Here is a 15,265-nt window from a genome sequence, read left to right as displayed (position 1 = left end):
AAAAATTAAAAACCTAAACTCAATCCAAATAAGAACTGACGTGATTGCGGATATACACCTAAATCCACACCAATAGCCGGGTAATCGGAAGGTGTAGCCGTCACTTCAGGATCTAACCCATCATACTTGGTGATTGTAAATAAATTCGTCATACCCAAATACATACGCAACTTGCTAATCGCAGTGCTATTTCCAAATACTTTTTGTACAGGCAGACTGTACCCTATTTGCAAATTTTTAAGTTTTAGGAAGCTGGCGTCTTGAACAAAATAACTTGATGTTGCATATTCTGTTTCTGATCCACCAGCGATAAGTGAAGGCATACTAGTATTTGGATTATCAGGTGTCCAAGCATCCAATAAACGCGCACTTTTAGATCCCGAGAAAACGGAAAAGTCTGTAAAATATCGCGTCATATCAAATACATCATTACCCTGAGAACCATAGAAAAACATAGCAAAATCCCAATTTTTATAAGCAGCATTTACACCTAATGAATAAACAAAATCAGGATGAGGATTACCAATGACCGTTCTATCTTGATCATTGATCACACCATCATTATTAATATCCTCATATTTTAGACCGCCTGGTCGTGCTTTTCCATCGGCATAATTGGCCGAATTGCTTACATCGGCTGCATCTTTGTACACCCCGAGCACATTATAACCATAAAAGGATCCAAAGGACTCACCCGGTTTCAATATAGTCGTCGATATACTTCTGAAATTACCATATATCTGTTGGGAAACTGAAGGAGCTAACGCTATTACCTCGTTAATATTTTTGGAGAATGTTCCTGTTAAATCTAAGGTGAAATCTTTCTGTTGCCTATGACCATAATGATAACCCAAGGCAAGCTCAACCCCGTGATTGCGCATATTACCAATATTCACATAAGGAGAAGATGCTCTACCGACAGAAATTGCAGGCAAAGGAACACGGAACAGCATGTCTTCTGTTTTCTTATCATAATATTCGATAGCACCATCCAAATCACCATTTAAGATGGTGAAATCAATCCCCAGATTCAATGCTTTAACTTGTTCCCATTTAACATCTTCATTGGCATAATCGCTCTGCCAAAGTCCACTTTGCACGGTACCGCCGATAGGATATGAAGATTGAGTAATAGAACTCGCATAACGATTCATGTAGTTATAGGATGGAATACGTTGATTACCTGTAACCCCATACCCTGCTCTCAACTTCAAATCCGTAATCCAAGTTACATCATGCATGAACTCTTCACTGGAAACACGCCATGCTCCTGAAATACCTGGGAATAAGCCATATTTATTCTCTGGACCAAAATTGGAAGATCCGTCTCTACGCAAGGTCGCACTTAAGATATAGCGGTCATTGTAACTATAATCTATTTTTCCAAAAATCGAAAACATCGACCCTACTCCACCAGAACTGGCATTACCAAAATTGGAAGTACCGGAGTTTAAATAAAAATAGTCCAAACTATTCAGTAGAAAGAAGTTATTTCTGCTACCCGACAAATCTCTGCTGCGGCTACTAATAGCTTCTGTACCCGCCAAAATATTTAAATTATGTAAATCAAATTGTTTACGCCAGTTGACAGTATTTGTCCATGTCCATTCCGAACCATAGCCGAAATATTCGCTCAAAGCATTATTCATCGATCCTTCCCCAAACTCAGGATTCGGATAGGTAATATCAATACCATTGTAATTTTCATACCGCAAACCAAAGCTTGTACGATAGGTTAATCCTTCAAGAATATCAAATTCACCGAATATATTCCCGAAGAAGAAATTGCTCTTATTGACATCATCTTTGGCACGGTAGGCCCAAGCTACAGGGTTTTGTCCATTACCATATCCACCCCGTGTACCAGCAAAATTTCCTCCTTCATCATATACAGGAACTATATTTTGTATACGGAAAGACCAAGCAATTACTGATTCATCTGCCATATATCCACCTGCAGTATTGGGATTTACCCCCATTCCAACACCCCGTGTGTAGCTATATTGCATATTCTCTCCAAAGCGCAACTTGCCGTCAAAAGCTTTAAACTGTGTATTTGTACGCACATTGTAACGTTGAAAGTTAGAATGGATTATTGTACCTTGTTGATCTAAAAATCCTCCTGACATCGCGTATGTCGCGTTATCACTTCCTCCTGTGGCCGCTAACTGATAAGATTGTGTTGGCGCATTTTGTGTAACTTCTCTAAACCAATCAGTTCCTTCTCTATTCGCTTTTGTAATTTGATAAAAAGTCGCAAAATCTCTCGAATAATTGTACTTTGACATCTCAGCATCAGCAGGAGTGATATCATTACCATATATTTGACCCGCAATAAGATATTCTGGTAAGGTATTATTAGTACCGTTAATACGGTTTTGCATATCCAAATTCTGTTGAGGTGTCAACATTTTCGGAAATCTATCCCTCTGAGGAGCTTGTACACCTGCATAAGCATCCAAAGAAATTTGAGCTTTGCCAGCCTTCCCTGATCTAGTAGTAATGATGACCACCCCATTATTTGCTCTAGCTCCATATATAGATGCCGCTGAAGCATCTTTCAATACTTGCATGGATTCTATATCATTTTGGTTTAGCCAGCTTAATTTTCCTTCGAAAGGAACACCGTCAATAATATATAGAGGCTCATTATTGTTAATAGTAGAATATCCACGAATTTTGATTTGAGGTGTAGAACCTGGAGCACCATCATTTACAATCTGCACACCAGTTGCTTTACCTTGCAGTGCTTCTACAGCTGTAGCTGCGGGTTGAGATTTCAATAATTCTACATCCACAATCGCCACCGAACCCGTTAAGTCCTTTTTACGTTGCGTACCGTAACCTGTAACTACTACTTCTTCCAAGCTTGTTCCGTCTTCTTCCAGTTCAATTTGAACATTTGAGGATGCGGAAGTGACGGTTAATGTTTTTGTGATATGGCCAATATACGTGAATTCAATCACCTCATTAATGTTGGCTTTAATCTCAAAATCGCCATTTTGATTGGTGGAAGTGGCTTTGGTAGATCCCAAAACTCTGACGGTAACGCCAGCCAAGGATTCATTTCCTTTAGCAGAAACAACTTTTCCTTTTACAGTTATTTCCTGTTGTTTACTAATTACATGATGGTTAAAATGGTTAGTTGGATTGTAACCATAAGCCATTTGACTGGCCATAAGCATTGCTGCAGCTATATACATGCAGCGATTAGAAGGAATATTTTTGCGTTTAAATATTTCCCTCTTAAAATGAAATTTGTTCATAATAGATGGATTGTAAAGGTTATCATAAAGTAGTCGTCTCTTTTAAGACGTGATCGGAGTTGATGAAATAATTTAAGTCATAGTGAAGATGTTTTAACGGTAGTTTGTTTGGTTATCAAGTTCAAGTTAATAAAGTTACTTTCTTAAAGCAAATAATAGTAACAAAAAAGTTGCATTAGTAAAAAAGTCCATTCCAAATAAATGAAATAGACTTTCAAACTATACAACAAAATTGATTACTAAATGTTTTGCTTTTTTAATTCTTTTACTGCAAAATCAACAGTACGGGCCGAGAAGGCCATATAGGTAAGTGAAGGATTTTGAGTTGAAGTAGAAGTCATCGCCGAACCATCTGTTACAAACACATTCGGAACGGCATGCAATTGGTTCCACTTATTCAACATTGAAGTTTTGGGATCTGACCCCATTCGTACGCCTCCCATTTCGTGAATATCTAACCCTGGCGCTTGCCACTTGTCATCGCGACGTATATTAGTAAACCCAGCCTCAGTAAACATTTCTTCCATGGTGTCCAAGTAATCCTTTTTCATCTTCTCATCATTCTCATCATAATCAATAGAAATCTTGAGCAAAGGAATACCCCAATCGTCTTTTTTATCTGCATCCAAAGCAACATAATTGGAAGCCTTAGGAATAGTCTCGCCCATCATATGCGAACCTACTCCCCAATTTCCCAATTTGGGATTCAATAAAGAGTTTTTAAGTTCTTCTCCAAAGCCCGAAGTATCTGCATTTGCAGATCGCCAAGCTCCAAAGCCAGCCGCATAACCTCTTAAAAAGTCTGCATCCTGCCTATAAAGATTCCGAAAGCGAGGAATATAAGCACCACCTGCTGGATTACGACCTTCGACAGTATAATCTAACAACCCCTCGTACTCAGCATATATTCGGGCACTATAATTATGGAAAGCCACATATTTACCCAACGTTTCACTATCATTGCCTAAACCATTCGGGAAACGGGTAGATGTAGAATTTAACAAGATCAAATTGGTATTAATAGCTGCTGCATTCACAAAAATGATTTTTGCATAAAAATCAATCTCTTCCTTCGTATTTCGATCAATAACTTTTACTCCTACGGCTTTCCCCTTTTGTTCATCATACAAAATAGAATGAACCACAGAGTCTGGTCTTAGTGTCAGGTTTCCAGTTTTTGCTGCCCAGGGTAAAGTGGAAGCATTCGAACTAAAATATCCTCCAAAAGGACAACCACGCTGACATAAGGTTCTATTTTGACATTGGGTACGTCCTTGCTGGATATGAATAGGCTGCGGTTTAGAAATATGAGCACAACGTGCCGAAATAACTTTCCGTGTTGGATATTTGTTCTCGACACTTTGCTTAAAATATTTCTCTACGACATTCAGCGGATAGGCTGGCAAAAATTCCCCGTCCGGTAATTCTGGCAATCCATCTTTATCACCGGCTATACCAGCAAAACGTTCTACATGATCATACCAAGGCTTTAAATCTGCATAACGAATTGGCCAGTCTACCGCAAAACCATCTCGTGCAGGTCCCTCAAAATCAAAATCGGACCACCGCTGGGTCTGTCTTGCCCATAATAATGATTTTCCACCGACTTGATAGCCACGAATCCAATCAAAAGGTTTTTCTTGTATATAGGGATGTTCGTTATCTTTAACAAAAAAGTGTGCCGCATCTTCATGGAATGCGTAGCACTTGCTCACGATGGGATTATCCTGCTTTACCTGATAAGGCATCTCATTGCGATGCTCAAATTCCCAAGGATACATATTGGTTGTAGGGTAATCTTTGATGTGTTTCACATCGCGCCCACGTTCCAAAACCAATGTCTTGAGACCTTTTTCACATAATTCTTTCGCAGACCATCCACCGCTTATACCTGAACCGATGACAATAGCATCATATGTTCTATCTTTTTGCGAATCTATATTGAGATATGCCATATTAACTGTTAACTTTTACTGCGCCATCGTATCTACCTGGCACCAATTCATAAATCACTTTGTTCTTCATCACATATTCAGAATTTTGATAGCCCATTATGGTTCTATTTTTCAGAATAGCAAAAAATGTATCCTCTTTTGGCAAGGTGGAAAAATAGGTTTGAATCTCACTTACCGATTTCCCTTTAAGTTCTTTGGCCATTTTTAGTCCTTCCACAAAAGATTTTTGATCTTTTGGTGAATGGCAATCATCGACCATTTTCATCACGAACAAATGTAAATTCAGGGATTTTGCACCCGATGAATCTGTTTCAGGAATAATTGCTTCGACTAGATCTGCTAGCAGTTCCTCATCCTCTTTGGAAAAATCTACATTGGAGAGAGCTATCGAAGATTTCTGGCGATCTCCCGTACAAGAAGTCGCAATTACGATTCCTCCAGCAAGAATAAAAAGTTGCTTAATTGCGGTTCTTCTTTTCATTTCGAATTAATTGGTATTTCTAATATAAGAAATTTTAACTAAAAACGATTTAGCTAAAAACATATCCTTATCGTAAAAGTAAATGTAGTAGAATAAAAAAGGCTCTGCTATTTGCAGAGCCCTTATGCTATTCGTATCCTGGATTTTGTTTTAAATTCGGATTTATTGAAAGTTGATTATTCGGCACAGGGAATAATTCTCTATTAGGATCATTTGAAGGGGTGTGATCCCACCAAGAAGCGGTGGTATACTTTCCAAAACGAATTAAATCCGTTCTTCTCTTACCTTCAAAAATAAATTCTCTACCTCTTTCTTTCAATAATTCATCTAGCGTTAAAGTAGCTGTGGTATATTGGTTTGCCGTCCAGTCATCATCCGCAAAAGCTCTTTTGCGTGATTCATTAATCAGTGACACAGCTTCCGCATTTGCAGATCCATTATTTTTGCGCATGATTGCTTCTGCCTTATTGAAATAAATCTCAGTCAAACGGTAAATGATATAATCATTCTCCCAATAATTAGGATCATCCAAAGTGCCCGATTTGTATTTATGGAATCTTGCACCTGAGTTTTCTTCACCCTCTGTCATACTTCCTTGACTTGTACGATCTCCTTCACTTTCACGACGTATACTATTTACAAATACCAATGGCTTTCCGCTGTATTCTTCTGTTCCTAACACTGGAGTGGTAGTACCATATTTATATTGAGGACCAAACAAAAACCAGTCTTTTTTACGTAAATCCTCTTCTCCATACGCGTCAAATGCTGAAGGAATAACTACTAATGCGTTCCATCCACCATAGCCAACTTTCAACACTTCTTTCATATAATCATATCCGAAGAAGAAACCCGCCCAATCAAATGTAAAACCTGCTTCTCTACTAAACTGAAACTGAAACAATGATTCTGGATTCGCGGAATTGGTATTGCTAAATAAGGAATTAATATCAGGCGATAATTTAGGCGTACCGCCAATTCCTCCACCCTGACCATTAATAATCTTGTCCGAAACCGCAATACATTCATCCCACATCGCTTGCCCTTTCCACTTTTGGGCATTCAAATACAATTCTGACAGCATGGCATATCCTGCTGCGCGTGATACTTGTCCTATATTTGAAGCCGACGTTAAAGGCAAATTCTCCACATTGTCTACTAACTCTTGATGAATGAAATCAAATACTTCTGATCGAGATTGTGTCTCTGGATTAATGGGGTCGGCCACTTTTGTTGCTATGGGAACATTCCCCCACAAATCCATTATTTTGATATAATGAAATGCTCTTAACACTTTCAACTGCGAGACAATTACATCACGCTCTTCTTCTGTCAAGCCTTGTACCTTCGTGACATCCAAACTTTCTATATCGGCAATGGCATTATTGACATAGCCTACTCCTCCCCACATTAATGTCCACACGTTTCTCAATCTACTTTCATTACTCGTCCAAGTATGATAATGCTGACGAATATGATCTCCACTGTCGTAACCATGTCTTCCTTTTTGAGGCCAAGCCAATTGATCGGCGCTTAATTCCGAATGGTAATAATATCCACTTTGGCCTGTTGGCGCTAACCAAGCCTGCATATGTGTGAATGGACGCAATGCAGCCTGCATTACCTCACGTTTATTGTTATAAAAACTGTTTTCGTTTATACTGCTATATACATTTTCTGTCAAGTCTGTACAAGAATGAAAGAATAATCCAGCACCCAGAACCGCAACTGCTGACAGAACTTTATTTATCTTTTTCATATTACTCTACTTTAAAATCCAATATTTAACCCAAATGTCCATGATCTCGTTCTTGGATAGAATCCACGGCTGTCGATACCAGCATCAAATCCAACATCTTGCAATTCGGGATCTAAGCCAGTGTAGCTCGTGATGGTAGCAATATTTCTACCAGTCACATACACATAAAGATTGCGGATATATTGCGTTTTAAATTTGAAATTGTAACCCAAAGTCACATTGTCCAGCTTCACAAAACTTCCATTCTCAAGGTAGTAATCAGAATATTGAGGATCATCTTTAATAGCATCATGTTTGTCAAATGCGCTTTGCAACACATTATTTGGCAACCATTTTTGATTACCGAAATACATATCAGGTGTATTCAGAATATCATATTTAAATTTTCCTCTGAAAAACACAGTCAGATCAAATCCTTTATAATTAAATCTATTACCTAAAGAAGCTTGATATTTAGGAACTCCGTTACCGATATACGTTAAATCATTCTCATTCATTTCAGCTGCAGTACCTGTAGACCCATCCGCTTTGTAGAATAACCATTTACCTTCATCATTTATTCCAGCATATCTTTTACCATAAAAAGAACCAATTTCTCCCCCTTCTTCTAATCGAATAGCATCACCCAAATTACCTGGCGAAGGCAATCCGCCAAAAGTCATCCAATTACTTTTGAACGTATCGTTAGACATTTGCACTAATCTATTTTTTTGGTAATTACCTGCAAAATCAACCGTCCATGTGAAGTTTTCATTAGAAATAGGTGTACCTGATAATTGCAATTCAACCCCTTTATTGGTCACTTCACCTACATTATACCAAATGCTTCCTGACACATATGCTGGTTGTTGAGCTGTATATTGATTGAGTAAATCCGTAGTTTTACGAGTATACACATCCAATGAACCTGTCAAACGATTAGACCATAATCCGAAGTCCAAACCTACGTTGGTTTCCGCTTTTTGTTCCCATTTTAAGAAAGGATTAGGATTTTGTGTCGGACCATATGTTTGATAATAAACTCCGTCCTGCGGATATACTCCACCAGTACCTAACAATACCATAGATTGGTAATTCGGGAAACCTTGATTACCCGTTACCCCATAACCTACTCTCAGTTTAAGGTTGTTGATTAGATCTTTATTAGTAAAAAATTCTTCATTGGTAATGTTCCAACCTGCAGAAATCGCTGGGAAATTCCCCCATTTGTTACTAGTACCAAAACGTGATGATCCCTCTCTTCTCAATATTGCTGTTAGGTAATAGCGATCCGCATAATTATAATTTACACGACCAAAAAAGGCAATTAAAGTATTGTCATCTTTGTAAGAACTCATACCTGGACGTGGCAATTTAGTATTTGTCAAGGCTGTTCCTGACCCCATATTCCAATCCAAAAAGGCATCCGTAGTAAAACCATTATTGGACATGGAGAATGTTTCGTACGTATTGTACTGATAACTATACCCTAATAATCCTGTAATAGTATGTACATCGCTAAAGGTTTGATTGTAGTCGATGGTCGTTTCAAATGTTTTTGCCCAATTCAGATCATTACCCTTCCACGCGTAAGCCATACCCTGATAGTCCGACACTTCGCGCTGGTCCCAATCCTTAATAGAACGATACTGTCTATTAATGGTATTATCCCGAACATAGGAAGCAAATGTGCTGATGCTCAAAGGATCGATAATTTGCAACTTTAGGCGAGCATCTCCCGAAAAAGTCTGTTGGTTACGATCTTCAATTCGATTGGCCATACGATCCAATGGATTGAAGTTATTATACCCTTGTGTTTGGTAGAAACTACCATCATCATTGAACAGCGGCGCTGTTGGATTACGCTGAATAGCTTGTTCGAAAAATTCAGTTTTTCCTCCGTTAAGATCTGCTTTATTAAAATTTGCAGCAATATTCCCTGTAAAGGTTAACCGATCTGCTAAGCCTGTTTGGGAAAAATTAATCCTTCCGCCAAATTGGTCTCTCTCGTTTTGTTTGGCTATACCTTGGGCTTTTTCATAATTGATGGAAGCACGATAAGAAGAATTTTCTCCGCCCCCGCTTCCTACAAAATTGTGAAATGTCGAAAAATTATTGTGGTTTATTAATTCATCGTATAAGTCGGTAGAAGCTCCTAAATCCAAATCTGGTTTATTTTGATCTTTTATAACACGGTCTCGGAACTGGGAAGCGGACAACATTTGCGGTCTTCGCGCTACAGCCTCGTGTTGTCCATAAGTATAATATTCGAAAGCAGAAACGCCAGATTTACCTTTTTTCGTTGTAATCAAAATCACCCCTCCATTTCCGCGTGTACCGTAAATAGCAGCAGCCGAACCATCTTTCAACACATCGATTGATTCTATATCTCCTTGTTTTATCAAGTCTAAATTCCCTCCAGGGATACCATCAATTACAATCAGTGGCGTATTACCTCCTTTGATAGAAGCCATACCTCTCAATTGAATACTTGTTCCTGAATTTGGGTTACTACCCTGTGTACGTGTCACATTTAAACCCGCAACTTTTCCTTGGACCAGATCCACAGGACTACGCATACCACCTTGGTTGAAATCTTTCTCTTTTACGGATGAAACAGCAGAAGTTATTTCACTTTTCTTTTGGGTACCGTAACCTACTACGACTACTTCATCCAGATTAGATTGAATAGGAATTAACGAAAATGTCACTTGCGTCCCGCTGACAGCCTTTTCAGCGGTTTCGAAGCCTAAATAAGAAGCGACCAAAATTGCTCCATTATTCGCTGTAATGGTAAACTTTCCTTTTTCATCCGTCTGCGTGGAAACGGATGAACCTTTAACACTAATGGTGACCCCCGAAATTCCTTGTCCCGTAGAAGCGTCAACGACTGTTCCTTGTACCGATTGTTGTTTTAGTGCATTAAAATAAACCTCTTCAGCAGAAAGCTTATTCGCATAAACTGAACTATTGCTCAAAGCAAGTAAGGTTAAGGTGAGGACACAAAGCCTGCCCTTCCGAAGTTTAAGTTTGTCTGAATTCCACATAATATAATTTAATTAGTCAATGTTCTCGTCAGTTGATGCCATACTTATGCCTTAAATAAGATGTAAGACACAAATATTTTAGTGGTAGAATTAGTTTATAATTTGTACTAATTAAATCATTTTAATCGATTTAGCAAAGTCATTTGAAACATTTTTTAAATATTAAATCAAAATATTAAATAAAGATTGACTAAAAGATGATTGGTTGCTTATAAGTTTTAAGAACATTTACGCCCTAAACATTAGCTAGGTACCTATTTATGAAAAAATTAAGTTCATTGCTTTTGACAGATTTTAATTAACCTGAATTGTATAAATAATTGTAACGAAGCACATAAAAAAGGTAGCCTATAAATAAGCTACCCAAATGATGAAGTTGGATTTTAATTCAACTATTATTCTGAATCAGAGGAAAATATAAACAAATCTTATTTCAAGTTTGATAATCTTGCATACATTTCAACTATAGCAAATTGATCCAAAAGCCATTTAGACTTTTCTTGCTGTGCTCCAGACCAATCTTTATTAAACAGCCCTGTCCACTCACGCATATGTTCCCATGCGTAATCCAGATTTTTATGAAATTCTTGGATATAAATCGGATTTTTATCAACAGTATATAATTCCATATACCCACGCATCATGACCGCTATAAACCAATTATTACTTTGTTTTAATACTTTATTTGTGTTATCGCTTTCTTTAGTATCATAAAAGAAGTAATCAAAACCACCCTTCGCAGAATTTTGGGCATCCAAAAGATATTTTTGTTTTTTGGTTAGCTGATGCAGCAATGCCCCTGCTTGAATCATTTGCCCGGTATTATAGGCGTATTTTCGTTTATCTACCACGCCTTTGAGGTTGATATTATCATAATATAGAGAATCCTTTGTATCCATTAAATTAGATTGGATCCATTTGTACAAATTCTCCGCTTCTATTAAATATTTTTTATCGTTGGTAGCAAGATACAATTTGGCTAAGTAAACAACACTTGGAGCATTCGAACAGGTGTTTTTAGACTCGTTTCTTTGTTCGCATCAATAGATCCCTCCTCCAAGTTTCTCATCCTTTCCACTTGCTACAAACTCCCATATTTCTAACGCCTTTTTTAGGAACTTTTTATCTTTTGTAAGCAGATAAAGATCCGTAAAGTCAATTCCTAACCATACATTATCATCATAAAACCTATCAGATTGCGGTGCAGAATTAACATATGAAGCATATCCTACAGGCGACCGCTTATCAAAATATTCATCTAAACCCCTTAACACTTTACTATCTATGGCCTTCAAAGTTTTCTTATATCTTGTGCTTTCATAAAATGCTACCTGCGCAGAAAGAGAACCTGAATACGGCCAGAGATAAGCATAAGGATTTGCTTTATTAGAATTATCACCTGCTCCCAAATAGTCTGCTTTGAAATCCCCCGTAAAGGAGTAATGTTCCCGCAACAAATAGCTATTGGGAATGCTGAAAAATTTATATATAGAATCTAAAGTTTCTGACGCCCGAATAAGGTTTCGGTTTTTCTGCGCAAACAATATGTGTATAGAAATGGTCATAATGATAATGAGCATTAAAAAGATTTTTTTGATCATAATATAGATGGTGCACACTACCACAATTGGATTGGGATAGTGGATAACAATATTTTTTCTGTGAGTTTTGTTTATAATTATTTTCTAATTAAATGATTTTTAATCGATTTAGCAAAACCTAAATCCCGATATCAACCCAAAATAAAGCACTTTATAAAATAATTTAGTTTAGGGATATTTGGAGTGATAAAATTTGAATTGTAAAAAATCAGATATAATCTTTCAAGAATTAAGTAATAATTGAAATTAGCAATCATAGCACTTTTGAAACAAAAATCACTTCTATCATTTTATGTACATTTGTATAAAAGACATAAACAGATGAAAATAATTGCCATTGGTAGAAATTACATAGATCACGCTAAAGAGTTAAATAATCCAGTTCCCGAGTCACCCGTTATCTTTATGAAACCCGACACTGCGGTTTTAAAAGACAATAAAGATTTCTATTATCCAGAGTTTTCTTCCGATGTACATTACGAATGCGAAGTGGTTTTCAGGATATGCAATGAAGGAAAACATGTTTCTAAAAAATTCGCACATAAGTATTATGATGCTATAGGTTTAGGGATCGATTTTACGGCTAGAGATATTCAAGCTAAGCACAAGGAAAAAGGATTACCTTGGGAACTAGCAAAAGCTTTCGATCATTCGGCTGTAATTAGTCCTTTAATTACGAAAGAAGAATTTGAAAATATCAATGAAATTAAATTTTCATTGAGAAAAAATGGGGAAATTGTACAAGAAGGCAATACGAAAGATATGATTTTCGATATTGATTCGTTAATAGTATATATATCGAAATTCATCACCCTTCGTAAAGGAGATTTAATCTACACAGGTACTCCTGTGGGGGTCGGTCCAATTGCTATTGGGGACAAATTCGAAGGATATATCAGGGACACATTGATGTTCACGACACAAATCAAATAATATGAAAAAATTAAGTTTTCTGTTGCTTGGAGTGGTAAGTACACTTTTTAACATCAAAGCACAGAATAAGAATATAATTACATCGCGTAATTATCCGCAAGGCTATTTTCGCAATCCATTGAATATTGCTATGGATGCTTCGGGCACGTTTGCCGAGTTACGTAGCACACACTTTCATGGAGGCGATGATTACCGTACACAACAAAAAATTGGACTTCCTTTGCATGCTGCGGCTGAAGGTTTTGTTTCCAGAGTGCGTGTACAGATTGGCGGTGGCGGTAATGCAGTATATATTGACCATCCAAACGGATATACGACGGCGTACCTGCACATGGATTCTTTCAATGTGCAATTGACCCAAATCGTACGCGCAGAACAGTACAAACAGCAACGATTTGATGTAGATATTACACTTAGTCCAGACCAAGTAAAATTAACAAAAGGCCAATTCATTGGTAATGCAGGAAATACGGGTGGTTCTGGAGGTCCTCATCTTCATTTCGAAATTCGGGATACCAAAACACAGCATCCACTGAACCCACAATTGTTTGGATTGCGCTTTGCTGATAAGTTCAATCCCACCATAAATAGTGTAATGATTTATGAGCTGAATGATAAACTATTCAATGAATTCACACCAAGAAAAACCTTAGCAGTAAAAAGCATTGGTGCAGGAAGATATAGCTTGACACAAGCTACACCAATCCCTGTTTCAGGAAAATTTGGATTAGGAATCAATACAATTGATAGACACCGTGCGGGAGGATTTCAAAATGGCGTATATTCTATTGAACTTTTTGTAGATGGACAAGTAATTTCTTCTGTTGTATTCGAAGAATTGGATTTTAACACAACACGTGCCATTCATTCTTATATCGATTATCCACATTGGAAAAGGACAAAGGCTAAAGTTCAAAAGTCTTTTAAAGATCCGGGAAATCCATTGGAAATATTCAAAACGCTTACAAATAATGGCGTAATTGAGTTGACAGAAAATAAAGTTTATAACGTCAAATATGTGGTAAAGGATGTTGCTGGCAACTGCAGTGAGTTAGATTTTAAAGTAGCAAATAATTCAATTGCAGCAAAAGCTGCTGTGCCTTTGAAAGGTAAAATGTTGGAATACAATACCAATCATACGTTTTCTACGGAAAGCATAAAATTGGAAATTCCCAATGGCGTGTTATACGAGAATTTGGACTTTGTATATGAGGAAGCTACTCAACTGCCCACTGCATATTCTGCATTGCATAAAGTGCACAATACATTAACTCCGCTGTTTTCATCTTATTCCTTGTCCATCAAACCCACAAATCTTCCACCACACTTGGAAAGTAAAGCTCTTATCGCCTCTACGGACGGAGGTGCTGAAGGCGGAAAATTTGAAAAAGGTTGGGTTATTGTTAACACCAGAAACTTCGGAAATTTCTATGTAGCTGTGGATACAATAGCACCGACTATTACCCCTCGAAATTTGGTAAATGGTAAAAATGTAGCCACACAAAGCAAAATTGATTTTACCATTTCGGATAATTTTTCAGGGATACAATCCTTTAATGGCTATATCGATGACAAATGGGTTTTGATGGAATATGATTCCAAGAATAGACATCTATGGCATCGTTTTGATCCTTCATTGTCGAAAGGAGAACATATGTTTAAATTGATTGTTAAAGACTGGAAAGATAACGAGAGAGTGTATGAGGCGAGGTTTACAAAGTAAACAGTTACAAGTTAACAGTTGTCAGTATTTAATCTCTAAGGCAAGATGAAAATACAAAAATTTGAAGACATTCTAGCTTGGCAAAAAGCACAGAATCTTGCTATTTCTATATATTCTTCATTTAGAAATCTTAAAGATTTTTCCTTTAAAGATCAGATATGCAGAGCAACTGTTTCTATTTGAAATAATATAGCCGAAGGTTTTGATAGACAATCATCCAAAGAATTTATTAGGTTTTTATAAAACGGAGCGTAAAACCCACAGATCTTTAGCCTGTGGGATGTAAGCGACTAACCCTGATTGAGAATATACTCACGAATAGTATCAGGAGATGCTTCTCCTATTGAACAAACAAAATAACCATTAGACCAGAAAGTATGTTCTTTCCAAAAATGTTTAAATAAGAATGACCTGTGTGGTTAACGCCAAATGTAATAAGTAGATTCTTGTTTTAACTTGCGGACAATAGAAGTAATTGAAACACGAGGGATATAACGAATAAGAAAATGGATGTGGTCTAA

The 15,265-nt window shown here is 37.2% G+C and carries 7 protein-coding genes and 3 pseudogenes; 3 read left to right on the top strand and 7 right to left on the bottom strand.

Translation table 11 applies throughout. From position 1 onward, the window contains the following. Positions 1-5: 5 nt before the first annotated feature. The 6 genes and pseudogenes from G5B32_RS06560 to G5B32_RS17285 all read right to left on the bottom strand — a co-directional run bounded on the left by G5B32_RS06560 (position 6) and on the right by G5B32_RS17285 (position 12,052). On the bottom strand, positions 6-3,266 hold the full coding sequence (locus tag G5B32_RS06560) for a SusC/RagA family TonB-linked outer membrane protein (protein ID WP_165290746.1): 3,261 nt from the start codon (positions 3,264-3,266) through the stop codon (positions 6-8). Between the two features lie 239 nt (positions 3,267-3,505). After that, positions 3,506-5,221 carry a GMC oxidoreductase gene (locus tag G5B32_RS06555; RefSeq protein ID WP_165290745.1) on the bottom strand — a complete coding sequence of 572 codons (1,716 nt, stop codon included), beginning with the start codon at positions 5,219-5,221 and terminating at the stop codon, positions 3,506-3,508. A 1-nt stretch (position 5,222) separates the two neighbouring features. Beyond that, a complete protein-coding gene (locus tag G5B32_RS06550) occupies positions 5,223-5,702 on the bottom strand; it encodes a gluconate 2-dehydrogenase subunit 3 family protein (RefSeq protein WP_165290744.1) in 480 nt (159 codons plus the stop codon). Between the two features lie 127 nt (positions 5,703-5,829). Further along, positions 5,830-7,461: a RagB/SusD family nutrient uptake outer membrane protein gene (locus G5B32_RS06545; RefSeq protein WP_165290743.1), complete on the bottom strand. Its 1,632-nt coding sequence runs from the start codon at positions 7,459-7,461 to the stop codon at positions 5,830-5,832. 11 nt (positions 7,462-7,472) lie between these two features. Next, the gene (locus G5B32_RS06540) at positions 7,473-10,487 is read right to left on the bottom strand and encodes a SusC/RagA family TonB-linked outer membrane protein (RefSeq protein ID WP_165290742.1); all 3,015 of its coding nucleotides are present in this window, start codon (positions 10,485-10,487) and stop codon (positions 7,473-7,475) included. 428 nt (positions 10,488-10,915) lie between these two features. Continuing rightward, positions 10,916-12,052: pseudogene (locus tag G5B32_RS17285) on the bottom strand (glycoside hydrolase family 76 protein). Between the two features lie 357 nt (positions 12,053-12,409). Here G5B32_RS17285 and G5B32_RS06530 point away from each other — a divergent pair. The 3 genes and pseudogenes from G5B32_RS06530 to G5B32_RS17660 all read left to right on the top strand — a co-directional run bounded on the left by G5B32_RS06530 (position 12,410) and on the right by G5B32_RS17660 (position 14,987). Beyond that, positions 12,410-13,021 carry a fumarylacetoacetate hydrolase family protein gene (locus G5B32_RS06530; protein ID WP_165290741.1) on the top strand — a complete coding sequence of 204 codons (612 nt, stop codon included), beginning with the start codon at positions 12,410-12,412 and terminating at the stop codon, positions 13,019-13,021. Between the two features lies 1 nt (position 13,022). Further along, complete coding sequence (locus G5B32_RS06525) at positions 13,023-14,744, top strand: M23 family metallopeptidase (RefSeq protein WP_165290740.1); 1,722 nt, start codon at positions 13,023-13,025, stop codon at positions 14,742-14,744. 45 nt (positions 14,745-14,789) lie between these two features. Beyond that, positions 14,790-14,987 (top strand): annotated as a pseudogene (locus G5B32_RS17660) (four helix bundle protein). Between the two features lie 47 nt (positions 14,988-15,034). On the opposite strand, the pseudogene tnpA reads toward G5B32_RS17660, so the two are convergent. Then, positions 15,035-15,256 (bottom strand): annotated as a pseudogene (tnpA, locus tag G5B32_RS17655) (IS200/IS605 family transposase). Between the last annotated feature and the right edge of the window lie 9 nt (positions 15,257-15,265).

Origin of the sequence: Sphingobacterium sp. SGL-16 (assembly GCF_011043515.1) — a bacterium.
Classification (GTDB): domain Bacteria; phylum Bacteroidota; class Bacteroidia; order Sphingobacteriales; family Sphingobacteriaceae; genus Sphingobacterium; species Sphingobacterium litopenaei.
Note: the sequence above shows the minus strand (reverse complement) of the source record. Positions and strands in the feature narration are given on the sequence as shown.